This window comes from Desulfobacter curvatus DSM 3379 (genome assembly GCF_000373985.1).
GTDB lineage: Bacteria > Desulfobacterota > Desulfobacteria > Desulfobacterales > Desulfobacteraceae > Desulfobacter > Desulfobacter curvatus.
In genome coordinates this window covers 16,844-34,678 of sequence record NZ_KB893055.1, presented here as the reverse complement: position 1 = coordinate 34,678, position 17,835 = coordinate 16,844, and the positions used below count along the sequence as shown (strand labels likewise).

General features: G+C 48.2%; 16 protein-coding genes. 5 read left to right on the top strand and 11 right to left on the bottom strand.

Features of this window, described 5'->3' with window-relative positions; all coding sequences use genetic code 11:
• Positions 1-59 precede the first annotated feature (59 nt).
• A complete protein-coding gene (locus tag B147_RS0111935) occupies positions 60-2,162 on the bottom strand; it encodes an HDOD domain-containing protein (protein ID WP_020587431.1) in 2,103 nt (700 codons plus the stop codon).
• 561 nt (positions 2,163-2,723) lie between these two features.
• On the opposite strand from B147_RS0111935, the gene B147_RS0111925 reads away from it, so the two are divergent.
• Positions 2,724-3,191, top strand: a complete 468-nt coding sequence (locus tag B147_RS0111925) for a PilZ domain-containing protein (protein WP_020587429.1) — start codon at positions 2,724-2,726, stop codon at positions 3,189-3,191.
• Positions 3,192-3,272: 81 nt separating this feature from the next.
• Here B147_RS0111925 and B147_RS0111920 read toward each other — a convergent pair whose 3' ends face one another.
• Positions 3,273-4,061 (bottom strand): DUF2914 domain-containing protein, encoded by a 789-nt coding sequence (locus tag B147_RS0111920; protein WP_020587428.1) that lies wholly within the window; start codon positions 4,059-4,061, stop codon positions 3,273-3,275.
• Positions 4,062-4,482: 421 nt separating this feature from the next.
• Here B147_RS0111920 and B147_RS0111915 point away from each other — a divergent pair, with 421 nt between their 5' ends.
• Entirely contained in the window at positions 4,483-7,164 is a 2,682-nt protein-coding gene (locus tag B147_RS0111915) for a helicase-related protein (RefSeq protein WP_026259623.1), read from the top strand.
• 36 nt (positions 7,165-7,200) lie between these two features.
• On the opposite strand, the gene B147_RS0111910 is transcribed toward B147_RS0111915, so the two are convergent.
• Positions 7,201-7,338, bottom strand: coding sequence for a hypothetical protein (locus B147_RS0111910; RefSeq protein WP_020587426.1), 138 nt, complete (start codon positions 7,336-7,338; stop codon positions 7,201-7,203).
• Between the two features lie 159 nt (positions 7,339-7,497).
• On the opposite strand from B147_RS0111910, the gene mobB reads away from it, so the two are divergent.
• Together mobB and B147_RS0111900 are read left to right on the top strand one after the other, a co-directional pair.
• The gene (mobB, locus tag B147_RS0111905; protein ID WP_020587425.1) at positions 7,498-8,034 is read left to right on the top strand and encodes a molybdopterin-guanine dinucleotide biosynthesis protein B; all 537 of its coding nucleotides are present in this window, start codon (positions 7,498-7,500) and stop codon (positions 8,032-8,034) included.
• A complete protein-coding gene (locus B147_RS0111900) occupies positions 8,031-8,918 on the top strand; it encodes a hypothetical protein (protein ID WP_020587424.1) in 888 nt (295 codons plus the stop codon). Before mobB ends, B147_RS0111900 begins: the two co-directional genes overlap by 4 nt.
• Here B147_RS0111900 and panC read toward each other — a convergent pair.
• Both panC and B147_RS0111890 read right to left on the bottom strand, forming a co-directional pair.
• Positions 8,902-9,750 (bottom strand): pantoate--beta-alanine ligase, encoded by an 849-nt coding sequence (gene panC / locus B147_RS0111895; protein WP_020587423.1) that lies wholly within the window; start codon positions 9,748-9,750, stop codon positions 8,902-8,904. The two genes, B147_RS0111900 and panC, sit on opposite strands and share 17 nt — an antisense overlap.
• Positions 9,750-11,243: a hybrid sensor histidine kinase/response regulator gene (locus B147_RS0111890; RefSeq protein ID WP_169400713.1), complete on the bottom strand. Its 1,494-nt coding sequence runs from the start codon at positions 11,241-11,243 to the stop codon at positions 9,750-9,752. Before B147_RS0111890 ends, panC begins: the two co-directional genes overlap by 1 nt.
• 565 nt (positions 11,244-11,808) lie before the next feature.
• On the opposite strand from B147_RS0111890, the gene B147_RS0111880 reads away from it, so the two are divergent.
• Positions 11,809-12,900 (top strand): GGDEF domain-containing protein, encoded by a 1,092-nt coding sequence (locus B147_RS0111880; RefSeq protein WP_020587420.1) that lies wholly within the window; start codon positions 11,809-11,811, stop codon positions 12,898-12,900.
• A 153-nt stretch (positions 12,901-13,053) separates the two neighbouring features.
• Here the strand turns inward: B147_RS0111880 and B147_RS28225 are convergent, their stop codons facing one another.
• Genes B147_RS28225 through jag form a run of 6 tightly spaced genes read right to left on the bottom strand, consistent with a single transcriptional unit; the run spans position 13,054 to position 17,828 of the window.
• Positions 13,054-13,671, bottom strand: coding sequence for a thermonuclease family protein (locus B147_RS28225; RefSeq protein ID WP_020587419.1), 618 nt, complete (start codon positions 13,669-13,671; stop codon positions 13,054-13,056).
• An 8-nt stretch (positions 13,672-13,679) separates the two neighbouring features.
• On the bottom strand, positions 13,680-14,492 hold the full coding sequence (locus B147_RS0111870; RefSeq protein ID WP_020587418.1) for a 50S ribosomal protein L11 methyltransferase: 813 nt from the start codon (positions 14,490-14,492) through the stop codon (positions 13,680-13,682).
• Positions 14,479-14,838 carry a hypothetical protein gene (locus tag B147_RS0111865; RefSeq protein ID WP_020587417.1) on the bottom strand — a complete coding sequence of 120 codons (360 nt, stop codon included), beginning with the start codon at positions 14,836-14,838 and terminating at the stop codon, positions 14,479-14,481. The genes B147_RS0111870 and B147_RS0111865 overlap by 14 nt, the downstream gene beginning before the upstream one ends.
• Positions 14,831-15,481 carry a YkgJ family cysteine cluster protein gene (locus B147_RS0111860; protein ID WP_157237866.1) on the bottom strand — a complete coding sequence of 217 codons (651 nt, stop codon included), beginning with the start codon at positions 15,479-15,481 and terminating at the stop codon, positions 14,831-14,833. Before B147_RS0111860 ends, B147_RS0111865 begins: the two co-directional genes overlap by 8 nt.
• Positions 15,482-15,491: 10 nt before the next feature.
• Positions 15,492-16,868: a tRNA uridine-5-carboxymethylaminomethyl(34) synthesis GTPase MnmE gene (gene mnmE / locus B147_RS0111855; protein ID WP_020587415.1), complete on the bottom strand. Its 1,377-nt coding sequence runs from the start codon at positions 16,866-16,868 to the stop codon at positions 15,492-15,494.
• On the bottom strand, positions 16,869-17,828 hold the full coding sequence (jag, locus tag B147_RS0111850) for an RNA-binding cell elongation regulator Jag/EloR (RefSeq protein ID WP_020587414.1): 960 nt from the start codon (positions 17,826-17,828) through the stop codon (positions 16,869-16,871).
• Between the last annotated feature and the right edge of the window lie 7 nt (positions 17,829-17,835).

The window sequence follows — 17,835 nt, the reverse complement described above, 5'->3', positions numbered from 1 at the left end:
TTGGAGAATTGCTACGCTCCAGAAAAGCCCTTGACCTTTGATTTTTCCTGTTTTCTATGTCAAGTATCGGGGGATAGCGGAATGAGGATAGAGAAACAGGTCCCCTTGTCCCGGCTGCTGTCACAGGTAATGCGTCCCTGCATTTTTCTGACAATGGAATGAACAATGGAAAGCCCCAACCCTGAATTGGAAGCGTAGGGCTTAGTTGAATTATAGGGTTCAAAAAGCCGTTCCCTGATATGTGACGGGATGCCCGGGCCGTTGTCCTGGATGGTGATTTGCGCCACACCGGGAAGCTTTATTTTTTTATCAAGCAATACCTTGGCTGAGCCGGGAACAAGCCTTGTTCTAAATTGGATTTCGTCTCCTTTTTCGAGGGCTTCGGCGGCATTTTTTACCAGATTGATAATCACCTGTTTCAATCCGTTGCTGTCCAGGGTAGCCTTTGGCAAGGCGTCATCAAGGTCGGTTTGAATCCGGATCTGTCTGGGCAGAAGAATGGATTTTTCCAACACTGCCAGCACGCGACGGCACATCTCATTGAGGTCAATGGTTTCCAGTTCTTCCCCCACCCTGGGTTTTGAAAACGCGGTCAGCCCGTCAAGCAGGGTTGAAACCCGGCTTATTTCTTCTTTGACAACACTGATATCTTCCTGGGCAGGGTGTTTTTTCGGCAATTGAAGTTTCAGGGTCTCAAGGTAATTTTTAATGATGGTAACAGGGTTGTTGATCTCATGTACAACCTTGTCTGTCAACGTGGCATACGCTTCCATTTTTTTGTCGCTGATATCCCTGGCATACGCTTCATGGAAATTAAGATTTTCAAGACAGATGGCTGCCTGGCGTGAAAAAAGTTCCATCAAGGTTTTGTTTTTGTCCAGGGTGTGGGCAAGATCGCTGTCCACGCCTATTACCATGGCGCCTGAACAACCATTGTGCCAGAGAATGGGAATGGCATAAAGGGCCGGTGTTTCAAGAACGCGGATAATCCGGGCATCTGAGAGGGTCAGGTTTTCCTGGCCTATGCTGGTCGTAATTTTGCCCGTGTTGACGGATTTTACAATCAGGCTGCCATTGTTGTTCATGGCAAGGGCAATGCTTGTAACAATGTTGTGGTGGCGGTCCTCTTTTGCGCAGGTTCCGGTGAGCAGATCCCTTTCTTTGTCCTGAAGAAAGAAAAAGATCCGGGGAATATGGAAAATGATTTCCAGTCCCCGTTGGACCGTTTCAAGCACCGTTGGCACATCCTTTGCCCTGAGCAGGTTGTCAAGGGTACCAAAACAGAGCGAAACGTTTTTAATATCATCGGCCAGAAGACTATATCCTTGTTCCGAATCACCCGGATCAAGGTTCAAGCTTTTCGCCGTTTGACGGACTTCGTTTTCAGCCTGGACCGCGATGTCATTCAACACGGCGACCGGCATGTCTGTCAAAGAAAGGACATCCTGTGTCACATTCGTGCTTTCCGGTTCTGCCATGAGGTTGGCCATGAAAAGAATCTTAATATGGACAGGCGCTTCTTGGATGCGTGCCGGGGAGGGGCTTAAAAATCCCACGGCACCAGATATCATCGGGTTCAGGTGCCACTGGTTGGATAGCCAGGCACTGACCCTTGGGCCGTCTGTCTTGAGTATGTCGGCCTGGGCCTCAAACTCATTTTGTCCCTGGTTTACCCTGGCTTGAATCTCCTTGTATTCCTTGGGAAAGGTTGCCATGAGAACCAGGGTACCGATATCATGGAGCAGACCTGCCAAAAAATATTGGTCCGGATTGGCTTGCTTTTCTTCAAGGGCGATGTGCTGGGCCAGAACCGCGCATTTGTATGAATGATACCAGAACCTGTTGATGTTGAAGTTGTCTGGGACTTTGGAGAATTTAAAAAACTGCATGGCCGACGAACTGATGGCGATATTACGCACCGTATCCAGTCCCAGATACACCACCGCAGATTTGATAGTAGTAACCTGTTTTGCCAGGTTTACATGGGGAGAGGCAATGATGGCCAGCAGTTTTGCCGTAAGCGCCGCATCCTTGCAGATGATTTGCGTTACTTCGTCAATATCCGTTTTCTCTTGCCCACAGGCCCGGATCAACTGCAGCATTACCTGGGGCAGCTGGGGCAAGGAGGCGGATTTTTTTATCTTTTCAAAAATATTTTTCATGGCAAGTCAATAAGTTTGAGTATGTTTTTCCATGTCCTATGCCCGTGGCGACGGGAAGTACGATGGAATAATCTATATTCGCCCTATCCATTGATGAAACAAGGCCGCCGTGTGTCCCGTCGGTATGAATACTCACAAGCCCATTGCCGTTTCCCATTACAGTACTGAGCGCTCTATGCGCGACATCGTCAGGGTATATATGAGTGTGCGCATCAATGATCATTGATTGGAACCTTTCAAAAAACTGTAGTGACAGGTATTCTTATATAAAATCAAAGGAAAAGCAACCTTCCATTCCGGCTTATACATAATTTTTTACGGGCAAGGGGCCGGAAGCTACCGTGTAATAACAACAAATATATCAATGTGTTATGGGCGTAATATGAAATTGGGCAGATCAAACCGAGGCGTTTGAGGCCAGCTCGAATTTTCGGGTAAATTTATGCGTCCCCATTTTTATTCTTGTAATTTCCACCTGGAAATGATCTTTTATCAGGAAGATCCTTTCTTTACAGCGGTGTACATTAAATCAATTTACGTGTTCGTTTCAGGAAGATATAGATGACGCCATTGAACATTATATTCACCCTCATAATTTCTCTGATCTCGATCTTTTTATGCGTCCAGATCCTTAAGCTTTACAGACGGTTTAAACTGGCTTCGAACACTGCCACGGCAAAAAATATTTATGTCATTAAGTACAATAAAACCGTAGACGAAGATGATTTCCCAGAAGCCATGACAGACTTCCCCCGGCCGGACGCTTCGGACGGGTCGGAACGCCGCAGGTACCCCAGAACTGATTTCCATGGTTTTATAGACTTTATAAACGAAGGGACCCTGTATAAAGAACAGGCCCTGGATTTGAGTTACTCCGGCATTTTCATCAAGTCCAGAGCACCGGAAAAATACAAAAAAAACGATTCTATTGTCATGACCTTTGAAACCGAAAAGACAGGCCCCCAGCGGCGGAACGGACGGATTGTCCGAATCAGCCACACCGGTATCGGCGTCAGTTTTGTGCGCTGAGTTTCATTTCCGGCCATATTGACCTCTCCACTTATGGCTGTTGGTAGAATCGGGAAAGGGGCCAAAGGGTGAAAACGTCTGTCAGATTTCAACGGTAAAATCGGTTCTTGCGATCACCTGCCCGCTGCTGTTGACAACATCCACACGCCATGATCCGGCATGCGCGGGTTTGTTCAATGTCACTTTGCTCCAGGTTCGGGTCCTGGGGTAGGGGGCTGGGAGAATGACCCGGCAGAATCTCTTGCCATTGAGGTAATAGATGTGGCTCAGGACTTGGGGGGGCTTGTCGGTCAGGACGTTCATCCATGTCCAGACCACGGGTCTTGCATCGTTTGCCATGGAAAAACGGTTCTCCGGTGACATATATTGCCTGTTTTTGATACTGCGGCAGATAACCAGTTCTTGAATGGTCACATCAGTGCTGCTGACGATCTTAGGAAGTGTCTTCTTTGGTGCTGCCTTTTCCAAGGTCTGTACAATTTCGGAATGCGGTGGTGTCTCTTTTGCCGGCGGAACAGGGGCCGTTTCAGGCGGGAGTGCTTGGGACGGCTTTTCATTGGGAATATCGGGTTGTTCAACATCCGTTAATGTGTCTTGAACCATGGACGCAGGATTTCTCGGGGAGACGGTCTCCACTTTTTCCGGGGTGGATGGGGTCTCCGTCAACGCTCGTTCGGGAATCATCCGGTAGATCATGAACATAATACCTGCCGCCACGATGAATCCTGCCATCATGAAAACGGGCCATGAGGGTCTCTGAGGAGCCTGCTGCTTGAATTGCTCTTTGCGCTGTTCTTTCTCCTCGATAATGTTTCGGAATTTTTTCATGAGGTGCCGGTCGCGATCCTCAATACTGGTTCTGTTCTTCATACCGCATTTCTCGCTGAGGTTTTATAAGAAACTCTCTGTAAGCCACAGAGATGTTTCAATATTCGTTGTGGGCCGAACCACGGTCAAAGACCAAGGACGGTCCGTGATCGTTATAAGAAAGTCTCAATAAGTTATTGAATTACTTTCTTTGTTTGTTGTGGGTTGAGCCTGGGTATCGATAGACCAGGTCGGCCCATGGCCGTTATTGACCAAATGGGTTTTCATATCAGCAAGGTTTATTTTTGTCCATCATCAAAATGGGATGCAATCTCAAGTCGGAAGGTTTATGCTGTCTTTTTGAAGGTCCATTCCGGTCAACTCTCTCGACAGTGCTTGACTTCCCCATGAAAGGATGACATAAGACCCCAACTTTTTAAACCATTATCATTTGGTCAGTTGACCGCGGATGAGCGAATCGTTTATGACAAGCCGTTTTTGTAAGGGACAACGATGGGTTTCTGAAACCGAACCCGAGTTAGGGTTGGGTGTTCTTTTTTCTTTTGACGCAAGGACCATTACGTTGCATTTCCCCGGTTCGGACTGTTCTAGAACATACAGCCGGGCGGCTGCGCCCATCAAACGGATGCGCTTCCAGCCCGGAGACCGGATCAGTGGAAAAGACGGCATACGGATGACCGTTGAAAAAGTGGCAGAAAACGCCGGAATCCTGATCTATCTTCAAGGAAAAAAACGGCTTTTCGAGTATGAATTGTCATCGGTTCTATCTGTGGATATGCCTTTTTCCAAGCTCCTTTCCGGACTTGCCGGAACATCCGCCAAGTTTGATCTAAGATGTCGTATCAGATCGGCCCAGGGGGCGTATCAGACATCACCGGCCAGGGGATTTCTAGGTGGTCAGGTGAATTTGATTCCCCATCAGCTCTATATTGCCGGTGAAGTGGCCGGCCGGTATTTTCCACGGGTTTTGCTCTCCGATGAAACAGGGTTGGGTAAAACCATTGAGGCCGGTCTGATTCTCCACCGCCTCCTGGTGACGTCTCAAATTTCAAGGGTGTTGATTATCGTTCCGGATGCCTTGGTACATCAGTGGTTTATTGAATTGTATCGAAAATTCAGTTTAATCTTTCGCATTTTTGATGACGACTATGTAACAGGGGCGACCGCGGCTGAGCCTGACATGAATCCTTTTCTTTTGGATCAGCAGGGGATCTGTTCCGAATCGTTTATCAGCACCTCGGATCATGTGAAAAAGGCATTGATCAGCGCAGGGTGGGATATGGTGGTCATGGATGAAGCCCACCATATGGCAGAAAATTCATCCCTGTATCAATTTCTGGCCGGTTTGGGCGATGAGACCCGGGGGCTGATGCTGCTTACGGCAACGCCCGAGCAGATGGGACTTGAAACCCATTTCGCTCAGTTAAAACTCTTAGATCCCTACCGTTATTATGACTTTTCCGCGTTTGTAAAAGAGTTGGAAGGCTACAAAGCTGTGGCACAAAAAGTCAGGGAAAAATTAGACCAGGGTGAGCCGGCACACTCGCTGCTGGACGCTTTTGGACCCGGCAGGGTCATTTTCAGAAACAGGCGCCGTTCCATAAAAGGCTTTCCTGAAAGACAGGTGAGCCTGATTCCTCTTGGGGGGACGTGTTCCTTGGCAGATGATCTAAGCGATGATCCCAGAGTCGCCTATCTTGCTCAACTATGCCGTTCTCTAAAGCCTGAAAAAATTCTGGTGATTTGCCGTTCAAGGCAGACCGCAAGGCGATTAGTCCAGGGGCTTGAAGCACATGTCAGTGTTGATGCGGCACGGTTCGACGAAAGTATGGACTTGCTGACCAGGGACCGTCAGGCCGCCTGGTTTGCCGATCCTGAAGGGGCAAGATTGCTGGTCTGTTCTGAAATCGGCAGTGAAGGAAGAAATTTTCAGTTTGTCCACCATCTTTTTCTCTATGATCTTCCCGTCAATCCGGAGCTTTTAGAACAACGCATCGGCCGGGTGGACCGCATTGGCCAAAAAGAAAAAATTGTCATCCATGTACCGTATATCCGCAACACCTCCCATGAGATTCTCGCGCTGTGGTATGATCAGGGGCTCGGTCTTTTTAAGGAGAACGTCAACGGTCTGCACGCCGTATTCACCCAATTTAAATCCCGTGTGGGTCAATTGATGGCGCAGGCGGATAAACAGCCGTTGGGTGCGTCTGATCCTGGAATCCAACAGAAGATGACTGATTTGATCCGTGATACCGCTGCCTTTGTAGAGCAGATCACCCGGACCCTGAGCCAGGGCCGTCATATTCTTCTTGAGTTAAATTCCTTTAAACCTGAATCTGCCCATGCATTGATTCAAATGATTCAACAAACGGAAAAATCCCGCGACCTTCACAATTTAGTGGAGGATCTGCTGGATGTTTACGGCATCGAAACCGATCAAATCACTGAGGTTGAGGGGAATTCTGTGGTCTCTTTCATACCCGATCGCATGACCGATGAAAATTTTCCTGCGTTGAGCGGCGGCAAGTTTGTCACCTTTGATAGGGCAACGGCCATTGCCCGTGACGATCTTGATTTTTTGACCTGGGACCATCCCTTTGTCCGCCAGGTGATGGAGTATTTTATTACCCAGGGTGAGGGGCAGGCTTCCGTGGCCAGGCTTTCCGGAGCAGGCAGGCAGGGCCTGGTTCTTGAAACGCTTTTCCTTCTGGACCTTCCTGATGGGGACACTTCTTTGGCCGAGAGATTTCTTCCCGCATTGCCGATTCGTGTTGTGGTTGACCATACCGGAACCCCGTTAACCCCTGGGCATCTGCCTGCCGACTGGGAATCTTCTCTTTTGTCAGATGATCCGGGTTGGTTTCTGGACTTGCCCCAAGCGGTTCAGGAGATCCTCCCGGACATGCTGGATAAAAGTCAGAACCTGGCCCGAAAAACAGCACAGACACGTCGGCTTGACGGTGTAGCTAAAATGGAGGATGTGCTGACCCGGGAAAAGGATCGCCTGGTCACCCTTTCAAAAGTTAACCCCGGTATTTCGAGTAAAGAAGTTGAGGCTGTAATCAACGCCCAGGCGCATTATAAATCCCTGATACTAAATGCAAGACTTCGGCTGGACGGAGTGAGGCTCATTCGTATTTTTTAAGCCGGACCGCAACAAATCAGGTTTGATTCGGCCCGGCTATAGTGTGCTGTCTTTTGATAAATTCTCCGGGAATACATCCGGCACCCGTACCTGCATGAGTTCTCTTCCGCAAAACGGGCAGAACAGGCTGGCAACATTGTTCTCATCCATGATGTATTCTGATTTAAACGTCATTTCAAAGGAATTTGCTCCTGGGAACGAACAATTATGATTAACACAAATATAAGATAAATCCATAATATCCTCCTCTTCTTGACTTTCTTAAAGGTACATTTTATACCTTAGCGACATTTAATCCATGGTTCAAGAATAAAAAATTCAAGGCTGTGTATTATGAACAGCAAAAAAAAAAACAGAATTGTTTTAATTGTCGGCAAATCCAATTCAGGTAAAACCACTTTGATGGAAAAATTGATCCGAGAGCTGAGCGAACGGGAATTTCGTGTGGGATCAGTGAAACACACCCATCATGACTTAAATTTTGACACGCAGGGAAAGGACAGCTGGCGGCATAAAAATGCCGGCGCTGTTGCCTCTCTTGTTGTGACGGATACAAAGGTGGCCCTGGTAAAAGAAGATACCCGTCCGGCTGAAGAGAAAATTTTTCACTATCTGGATGATGTGGACCTTATCCTTGCCGAAGGATTCAAGACAGTTGCGCTTCCCAAGATTGAAATTTTCAGAAAAGACAGTCCCCATGAAGCCCCCCTGTGCCTTGACGATCCCAATCTTGTTGCGTTTGTAACAGACACGGATATCCGGCCCAAAGAAAAACCGTGTTTCGGGTTGGAGGATATAGAACCCCTTGCTGATCTGGTTGAGCGGCATTTCCTTGCTTTTTCATTATCAGGCAGGAGGCCTAACGGATGAAAACCCATCAAACGCTGGTGTTGGGGATTGTCGTCTGGGGTATGATTCTGTTGACGGAGAACGCCTTTTCCCATTGCCGTCAATCCCTTGAAAACGGATATATAGACTGGACAACCGGTTTTGTCACGGCCACAGGCCATGCCGCCCCAGAGATCAATTCCGAAGGCGAGGCGGTGACCATGCCTGGGTCTGCCAGGGCTTGTGCCACCCGGAACCTGATTGCCATTCTTAAACAGATGAAAATTTCCGGGGATCTCACGGTCGGGGAATATGCATCAACCCATGATACCATTCTTGCCGGGATTGAGAAGGTTGCCCAGGATGCCAGGGTTCGCAGACAGCTGTATACATCCGCCCTGGATGTAAAAGTTTGGGTGGCAACTACATTCTATGGTGGATTTCTTCAGCTGGTGCTCCCGGATCATATCCGGCAGATTCCCAAAATTAATGAACTGAAACAGGTTCCGGCTGAACCGGCTGAAAACACACCTTCAGCCACTGTCGGTGCCAAACCCTATACCGGGCTGATTGTGGATGCAAGACGGTTAAATGTAAACCCCGTACTTTATCCCACCATTGTCAGTGAACAGGGCAGAGAGATTTATTCTTCTGTTTTTATAAGTCGGGAATTTGCCGTTCAGAACGGGGTCTGCGCCTATTCATGCGACATGGACCAAGCCCTTGCGTCTGACAGGGCCGGTTCAAATCCCCTGGTGGTCAAGGCGTTAAGAAAAACCGGGGATAAAACCGGTGCCATTGTGATGAGCATGGCCGACGTCAAAATCCTGGACAGGGCAACCGAACGTCACACCTTCTTAAAGCAGTGCCGGGTCATTGTCGTGGTAAACCCGTCGGTGACAAAAACGGTCAGGCCAGCTCGATAAGCGCATTGTCAATCAGCCTTGATTTTCCCACCTGCACGGCCATGGCAACAAGGGTTTCTGCCTGGACGGTTTCCACCGGCTCAAGGGTCTTGGGATCGCACAGTTCAATATAATCAACCCGGGTGTGGTCAAATGAGAGAATAAAGGCTTCGGCCTCCCTGATAAGATCCGGAACAGACCGGATGCCCTGGGCAACCTTTTGTTTTAAAAGGCGGATGGCCTGGGAAAGGCAGACCGCAGATGCACGCTGCTCCGGGGTAAGGTAGGCATTTCTTGAGCTCATGGCCAACCCGTCTTTCTCCCTGATGATCTCTCCGCCAATGATTCGGATATTGAAATCCAGATCCTCCACCATCTGTCTGATGACGGCAAGCTGCTGGAAATCTTTTTTTCCGAAAATCGCCACATCAGGCATGACAATGTTGAACAGCTTGGTGACCACCGTGGCCACCCCACCGAAATGGACAGGGCGGGACCGGCCGCACAGGTATTGGGGAAGATGGTCCAAAGAGACATGGGTCTGGTAGTCAGGCCCGTACATTTCGTTTTTGTCCGGAAGGAAAACTGCTGTTACACCTGCCTGCTGTGCCAGGTCAAGGTCATTTTGGATGTTGCTGGGATAGGCGTCCAGGTCTTCATTGGGGCCAAACTGGGTGGGATTGACAAAGATGCTCAGAACCAGTTCGTCACTCAAGGGTTTGCCTATTTCAAGCAGCGAAACATGCCCTTTGTGAAGGTATCCCATGGTGGGGACAAAACTGATGGTCTTTCCCTGTTTTTTTTTCGCGGCAGACCAGGCCTGCATATCCGCTTTTGTTTTTAAAATATCCATTATCCGTCAAGTTCCTCTCTTACGGCGATGCCCATATCCAATATGGTATAGGGCTTTTTAACAAAGGTACCTGCACCCATAGACTGGGCTTTTAATACATCTTCTGTTTCCGAATGTCCACTTGCAAGAATGGCTTTTTGGTCCAGACGGATTTTTTTAATCCGTCTGTATGTTTCGAGCCCGGAAATGGACGGGGCCATGACCATGTCTAAAACCAGCAGGTCCACAGGGGTATGCAGGATGAAATCAAGGGCAGCAATCCCGTCTGCGACGCTGAAAACCTTGTACCCTAAATTTTTAAGGATAGTTTCGGCAATTTTGCGCTGGCTTTCCAGGTCATCCACAACCAGAAGGGTTTCCCCGTTTCCCCTGATTTCCTCTATGGATTCGGGTTGATTTGCCATGGGCAGATCCGAGCGAAGAACCGGAAACAGCAATGTAAATTTTGTGCCGGTTTTATCAGATGTCACAAAGACTTCTCCCCGGTGGTTGAGAGCGGTATTTTTTACCACGGTCAGACCAAGGCCGGTGCCGGATCTGGCCATTTTTTTCTTGATGAAAAAGGGATCAAATATCTTATTCAGGCAATCTTGAGGAATGCCTTTGCCGGCGTCCCGAATTTCAACCATCACATATTCGCCGGGGGACAGATCCTGTTTTGTGTGTTCGTCTTTTTTTTCGGTCACATAATAGTTGGCCGTTGAAAGCACGATTGTGCCGTGGCCTGCCGCTGCCGCAGTCTCTTCAAGCGCATTGATCAGAAGATGCATAATGCTTTTTTCAATATGCATATAGGACCCGGATATGGTTAAAAGTTCAGGTTCAAGGTGCATGTCAATTTCCACCTTTTCGTATGCGGTTTTTATTTTTTTAAATTCTGGGCCCGCCATGAACCGTTCAATAATCGTATTGATATTCAGAACCTGACACTCCTCCCTGATCCCCTTGGAAATGGTTAACAGGTCATTGACCACGGCAGAGGCGTTCCGGCCGGATTCTTTGATAACGGTGAGGCTTTCCCGGACCTTGGGTTCCAGATTTTCATCAAGAAGAAGTATTTCAGGATAGGTGGCAATGCCTGCCAGGATGTTGTTCAGATCATGGGCGACACTGCCGGCAAGGCGTCCGAGGTTTTCTAACTTTTTTGAACTGTTAAGCTCTTTTTCAATGGCCTGCAGGTCTTTTTGATCTGAGATATCCCGTATGATGCCGTAAAATGTATCCTGCCCGGACCCATGGATCGGCTCGGCCAGGATTTGTACCGGTAGTGTCGAATTTTCACCATTGGAAATAAGACACTCCATGGAAAAGGGTATGTTTTCACGAACACGGGCGTTGAATTGATCCCTTGCCTCTTCGGGTAAAATGGACGCCAAAGGTTTATCTATAAGCGCCATGGCGTCTTTACCGGATATATGTTCCGGATCTCCGAAAATGACTGTAACGTTCAGGCGGGAATCCATGGCCCACATCAAATCCTTTGAATTAGACAATATTAATCCGGTTTCCTGCATAAATATTTGGATGCGTTTAACCCATGAAAGCAGCAGGATGATAAATGATCCGTTGATTATGAAAAAAATCAGGCAAAGGGGTTTGCCTATTAGGGTAGGTAAAAAAAGGAGTAACAGCGTAAAAAAGATAAATAGAGCGGCCCAGACCTGCACAAGACCGGTGATTTTACGTGATAATTTCCTGTATCTGGGGGAATTTAGAATGGTGTTATTTTTTTTAAAAAACGGCATTAGTTAGGCCTGTTTGATTCATTTGAAATTTTAAGCTCATAAATAACTTGAAAAAGCAATAGATGACAAGGAAATCTTCTTGCAGGGGACGTACTGCATTTGGTGTCAGGCCTTTGGCGGTAGGTGGCAGGAGCCTGACGCAAAACCCTGCAAAATTTTCCGGTCTGTTGGCTTTGTGTTAAATGCAGGATTGAATGTAATATTTTGAAATCAAAGTGAAATGTTTTGTTTAAAAATGTTGGCATGTTTATTGCTTTTTATTCCTTTTCTAAAAATAAAGTACGGAACCCATTTATAGATTAAAGGAAGAGCCATGAGTGCAACCCTTGATAGATTCAGCCATCGGTTATCTGCTGTTTTCGGCCTGGTATTCGGTTCATCCCTGAATAGGGCTCATGCACAGAATAAACTGGCCCGCCATATTGTGGCTTTGAACGGCAAAACAACCCCGTCGGAAATTATAAATGAAGTGGCGGACTGCCTAAAGGGTATTCTTGGGTACAGGCTTTTTGCCTTTGTGAACAAAAAGAATACCGGGGTGGATGTGTGGCTGGATCCCAGAATGTATAAAACTTCCATAGAAGAAATCATCATAAAAGATTTCCAGGTTAAGGACACCAAGGACCTGACCTATCTGAATATACATAAAGGTAGGGAGGAGTGCCTGGAAAAATTCAGCCTGGATTCCCTGGTGCATTACGACCATAAAGAAGAAAACTGTTATTCAAGGCTCTATATGATGCCCAGCAAGCCCATCACTGAATTTCATGATGAAGTGGTCCGCATTGTCCTCCAGGGCTGTAGTGCAGCCCTGTCAAGGCAGATTAAGATTCAACGCCTCCAGGATGCAGCAGCCATAGATCCTTTAACCGGTTGTTATAACCGTAGGGCTTTTGAGACCCAGCTCAAAGGGTATGCCTCAGGTGCAGCTCGGCACGGAAAACCCTTGTCCGTTTTTATGTTTGATCTGGATCATTTTAAATCCGTAAACGACACTTACGGCCACTTGGGCGGCGATGAGGTGTTAAAGGAAGTCAGCCGAGTGGTTCGCCGGAATATACGAACAGAAGATCTCCTTGCCAGATACGGTGGTGAAGAATTTATCGCCATCCTGCCGGAAACCGATCAGGCCCATGCTATAGAACTTGCAGACAGACTCAGACAAAAGATTTTTGCACTGCGCATCCCCTTTAATAATCGTACCATACGGGTGACCGCCAGCTTTGGCGTGGCACAGTTGGGGGATGGTGCTGATATCAAAAAATTGGTTGAAGATGCCGATTCAATGCTTTACAAAGCAAAATTCAACGGACGCAATACAGTGATGCCCGGACTGATAAAGGTGCATAGGGATGAGACGTCGTCGTCATCGATCCAGATAAAAAGTTCGCTGTGCCGGCAATAACGGCCATGGGGATGATCTGGTCTACCAACACCCAGACTCAACCCACAACAACACATGAAAGCAATTCAAGAACTTATTTAAACTTTCATTTAAAAAGAATACCGGGTGTAAAATATGTAACCCGGGAAGCAATTTTTGTAACCGATCCTGATTCTATCTTGGATTTTCTTTCCGCCACGTTTTTGGACTCTTATACGCCTTCCCCTGTGACCACATACCTGCCATCCTGTGTCTGGCATCAGTTTCGGCCTTCTTGTAAGGATCGGGGTCAAGATTTTTAGGTAATCTGCCCCGGTAGACTTCGGCAAGGCCCTGCTGGACCATGGTCAGATTAATGTTGCGACCCTGGGAAAAAATTTCCGCCAGAATCCGGTTGTACCCGCCGGTACCGTATTGTTTCAACCGGACTTTTTTGCCCTGAATAAGCTGCCGTAAAACTTTTGTTGCTTTTTGGGAATAGGGCTGCCCCTTCTTTTTTGATCCACCGGTTTCCGGGGCGTCAATGGCCACCATGCGGATTCGAAATTCAAGATCCTCTCCCTGAACCTGCACGGTATCCCCGTCAAATACTTTTGTAACTTTAAAATTGGATTGATCTATGGCGGCACTGACAGCTTCGGGTATTTGTGTTGCCTTTTTCCCATAGGGCAAACTGACATTGGAAAAGTGCCGGACGCCGTTTTCGTCGACCCAGCTATACACATCACACCTGGCCTGGGATACACTTAAAACCAGAAGCACGGTTATAAGAAGTTGAATGGCAGGTCGCATGCTTTCCTCTAATGCGTTTTCGTCAGGGTCAGGGCACCCCACAGCTTTTCTTCACGTTCCCAGTCCATGGAAAATCCCATGGCGCCGTAATGGGTTTTCAGGTTGTCCATTTCCCAGGCCCTGACCCCTGAAATAATCAGGTTGCCACCGGGTACAAGGATTGAATAAATGTCCGGTGCAATCTGCTTGAGGGTGGGAAACCTCAAATTGGCCATAACAAGGGAGAGCCCTAAATCCTGGGGCGCCATGATGTCGTGGATGACGTTTATTCTTTTTTCAAGGCCGTTGGCCGCAACATTCCGGCGGGCCTCGCTAACCGCATTGGGGTCTGTTTCCCAGGCCGTGCATTGTGACATGCCTGCAAGGCAGGCCGCTATGGCCAGCACCCCGGAACCCGTGCCGATATCCCCTGCCTTACCGCCTTGAAGATGGTCGGTCTGCCCTTCTGAGAAAAAAAGCTTGTCCAGGGCAGCCAGGCAAAGCCGGGTGGTGGGGTGGTGGCCGGTACCAAAGGAGATACCCGGGCTTATCCGGATATCCATATCATTGGGGCCCGCAATGCTTGCAACATCAGGAGGTAGGATAAAAAACCGGTCCGTGATCCGGACCGGTTTTGAAAAGCCTTCCATGACATAGGTGGATCCATATAGATCCTGGTAAGCTACATCCTGACTATCCACTAGGGATTTCAGCACTTTTTTCGCCTGGGACGGTTTCAGGGAAAATTCCCGGCTCATTTCACGGATATAGGCCCGGGCCGTCAGGCGTGCTGTGGCATTATTCAGAATATCCAGGGCACGGTCCCGGTCAAAGGGGATCATGTCCCTCTTCTTCAAGCAGTCTTGTATACCATTGGCCAAAATCAAACATGCCCCTGATTTTTTCTTCTTCATTTATGATGCCAAGGCACATTTCAAGGGCGCCCTGGGCATAGCTGTTGGAATATTCATCCGCATCAATGGCTGTGAGAAACTCCCGGATCAGCTGCTGGGAGGTTCGTTTGGTTTTATCCTTGCGAATATCAATGGGATCTTTGGGTTCCTGGAACGGGTCCCATTTGTCGTATCCCATTTTCGTAATCTGCCGCTGGCCCCGTTTTCCCATGGCATCGAAAATTGCCTTTTTTCTTTCTTCAATTTCCTCGGGGGAGAAGTGTGTTTCAGCCATCTTTTTTTACTCCAAGAAATTCATCGTTAAACAGGGTGACCATAGCCATGGATACAGGGATGAGCAATTCATGCATCCGGATATTGGTCGATTTAATATCTTTGACCAGTTCTGCAGATAAAAGCTGAAGCTGGGTGTATATTTTGTCCATGTTCAGGGTGGGATAGGCCTTACCCTGGACAAAGTTAGTCCGGCCACAGATATGGGATGCCCCTGCCGTGGAGGTGGGTATTCCGTATACCCTGCAGGTAATAGGCCGGTGCTCGTACATCAGGCACAAATTGTTTTCACCTAGAAGAGGACAGCGGACCCGTTCCTGGGACATTCTTCCCACAATTTCAAGCTGGTCAGCCCCCTCCTTGACTTTTTTGTAGGCATCCCGCTTCATTTTGGCCAAAGCCCGGTCTGTTTTATCGGCAATGGCAATGAGATCGGATTTTTCATTGCCTGAAAATTTTTCGTTAAACTTGTGGTTCAGGTAGATCGCCTCGATCAGGGTCAGATCAAAAATGGCATAGCAGCAGTCCGAGCATTTTTCCCTGCAGAATACCTCTTTGGGGAACTCCTTTTTAACCCGGTCAAAGACCTGGTCCACCATGCTGACAACCGCTTCATATTTTACAAAATGTTTATCTAAATCCATGGGTATACCTTTACTTACCAATGCAGAAATTATTAAAAACAGCATCAAGGATATCCGGAGGCGCAGTGTCCCCGGTAATTGTCCCGAGCTGGTCAATACAATTTTTAACATCCAGTGCCAGGGTCTCCTCCTCCTGACCGTTTTCAAGTCCTTCCATCATAGTGGTCATATGCCCAAGGGCCTGGACAAGGGCGTTTTTATGCCGAAGATTGGGGATGACCGCATCATTCCCAATGTCAAGGTTGCCGATACAGGTCTCCAGAAGTTTTGTTCTAAGGGTATTTATTCCTTTTCCCGTGAGTGCCGAGACTTCCACTGGACTTGGGTCGGCATATCTTTCAGGCAGTTGGGGCAGATCAAGTTCATCCGCCAGGTCCATTTTATTGATGGCAAAAATGGCCGGCTTATCTTCGGGCAGGATCGTTGATACGGTTTTTCCGGGAAAGGGTTTTCCCGGTTCAATCACATAAAGGACAATATCAGCCGCTTCTATCTGGTCCCTGGCCTTTTCAATGCCGATGATTTCCACAAGATCATCTGTCTGGTGGATGCCCGCCGTATCAACAACGACAAAGGGAATGCCCTCAATGATCAGACTGTCTTCAATGGGGTCCCGGGTGGTTCCGGGGATGGCCGTGATAATGGATTTTTCCTTTTCCAGAATCCGGTTCATTATGCTGGATTTTCCGACATTGGGCTCACCGCAGATGGCCATGCGTATGCCGGTTTTTAAAAAACAGGCATCCTTGTGCTGCTGGATAAGCCCCCCAATTTTGTCTGCAACGGATTGAAGTTCTGTTTTATCCCGGCTGGTGTAGGAAAATACACCTGCATCATCGGGGAAGTCAATGGCCGCCTCAAGCCGGGCATGAAATTGGGTCAAGACGGATATCATGTCCCGGATACTTTGGCCAAGTGTGCCAAGGTTCTGGGAGGCGGCAAATTTCAGGGATGAATCCGATCGTGCATTAATGATGTCTGCCACGGCTTCAGCTTGGGTCAGGTCAATCCGTCCGTTTAAAAAGGCTCGCCGTGTAAATTCTCCGGGTTCTGCCGGGCGCGCACCTTGGCTGAACAGCAGGTCTAAAATACGGCGTAGAACAATGGTGCCCGAATGGGCCTGGATCTCCACAACATCCTCGGCTGTATAGGAACGCGGGGCTTTCATGGGGATAACAAGCACTTCGTCAATCGTGGTGTCCCCGTCACATATAAAGCCGTGGCTTACCCTGTGGGAAATAAATTGCGGTGCCTTTTTTTCCCCATCGGCCGGTGTCTTTGAAAAAATTTTAGCTGCCAGATCAAAGGCGTGTGGACCTGAAATCCGGATAACACCGATGCCGCCGCTTCCAAATGGGGTGGCTATTGCGGCAATTGTATCTGTCATTTACTTTTTGAACCGTTTTTTCCCCCTGTAGGCGTTGCGCTTTTTGGGAAAAATAACCAGACGTCTGTAATAGCCGTCTCCCATGCTCTGGGTGCGAACCTGGGCATCGTCCTTGAGGGCAAGGTGAACAATACGGCGATCCTGGGCACTCATCTGGTTAATGGTGGCCGGCCGCCCTGTTTTTTTGGCTTTTTCCGCCATTTTCAGAGCCAGATGCTTTAAATTGGCCTTCCGGGTCTCCATATAACCTTCAATGTCAACTTTGACCCTGACGCGGGATTCGCTCTGGCGGTTAATGATTTTATCCGTAAGAAACTGCATGGCGTCCAGGGTCTGACCCTTTCGGCCAATCAGAATGCCGGTATTGCCGCCATTGATTTGAAGGGTCAGTTTGTTCTCTTGGGTGATGGCTTCAACATGTGCGTCTTCGGTGATCAGGTCTGCCATTTTTTGCACGGTTTTAACGCCTAGGTCAATGGATGCCTGGGAAACCGGCTCCGGCGGCAGTTCCTCTTTGTCCGGCCTTTCAGACCTGGGTGCCGGGCGGGCATCCCACCGGCCCGTATCTTCCTCTTCACGTTTGGGTTCGTTTTCGGAATTCTGAAATTTTTTATCCTGGCCGTCAGACGCCTCCTCCTTCGGCTCTTTTTCTTTTATCTGCCTTGGTTTCGGTTCCGGCTTTTTGGGTGCAGGCGCGGCCTGTTTGGGTTGTGGCTTGGGTTTGTTCTGCCCGAAGGCTTCATCTACAATGGAAAGAATGCCTTCCTTGTCTTGCTGTGTCTTGGCCGGAACCGTCACACGGATCCGGGCGTCTTTGCGACCGACAATACCGAAAATACCGGTTGTTCCCGTTGAGATCACATTGTATTTTAATTCTTTTGGTGGAATATTCAGTTGCTTGCAGGCCGCCTCTACAGCGGAATTAACATTCTTTCCGGTAAATTCAAGAGGTTGGTTCATGCGTCCT

Coding starts and splice junctions, on each gene's coding strand:
- B147_RS0111935 (WP_020587431.1), bottom strand. CDS start 2,162: ATGAAAAATATTTTTGAAAAGATAAAAAAATCCGCCTCCTTGCCCCAG.
- B147_RS0111925 (WP_020587429.1), top strand. CDS start 2,724: ATGACGCCATTGAACATTATATTCACCCTCATAATTTCTCTGATCTCG.
- B147_RS0111920 (WP_020587428.1), bottom strand. CDS start 4,061: ATGAAGAACAGAACCAGTATTGAGGATCGCGACCGGCACCTCATGAAA.
- B147_RS0111915 (WP_026259623.1), top strand. CDS start 4,483: ATGACAAGCCGTTTTTGTAAGGGACAACGATGGGTTTCTGAAACCGAA.
- B147_RS0111910 (WP_020587426.1), bottom strand. CDS start 7,338: ATGACGTTTAAATCAGAATACATCATGGATGAGAACAATGTTGCCAGC.
- mobB (WP_020587425.1), top strand. CDS start 7,498: ATGAACAGCAAAAAAAAAAACAGAATTGTTTTAATTGTCGGCAAATCC.
- B147_RS0111900 (WP_020587424.1), top strand. CDS start 8,031: ATGAAAACCCATCAAACGCTGGTGTTGGGGATTGTCGTCTGGGGTATG.
- panC (WP_020587423.1), bottom strand. CDS start 9,750: ATGGATATTTTAAAAACAAAAGCGGATATGCAGGCCTGGTCTGCCGCG.
- B147_RS0111880 (WP_020587420.1), top strand. CDS start 11,809: ATGAGTGCAACCCTTGATAGATTCAGCCATCGGTTATCTGCTGTTTTC.
- B147_RS28225 (WP_020587419.1), bottom strand. CDS start 13,671: ATGCGACCTGCCATTCAACTTCTTATAACCGTGCTTCTGGTTTTAAGT.
- B147_RS0111870 (WP_020587418.1), bottom strand. CDS start 14,492: ATGATCCCCTTTGACCGGGACCGTGCCCTGGATATTCTGAATAATGCC.
- B147_RS0111865 (WP_020587417.1), bottom strand. CDS start 14,838: ATGGCTGAAACACACTTCTCCCCCGAGGAAATTGAAGAAAGAAAAAAG.
- B147_RS0111860 (WP_157237866.1), bottom strand. CDS start 15,481: ATGGATTTAGATAAACATTTTGTAAAATATGAAGCGGTTGTCAGCATG.
- mnmE (WP_020587415.1), bottom strand. CDS start 16,868: ATGACAGATACAATTGCCGCAATAGCCACCCCATTTGGAAGCGGCGGC.
- jag (WP_020587414.1), bottom strand. CDS start 17,828: ATGAACCAACCTCTTGAATTTACCGGAAAGAATGTTAATTCCGCTGTA.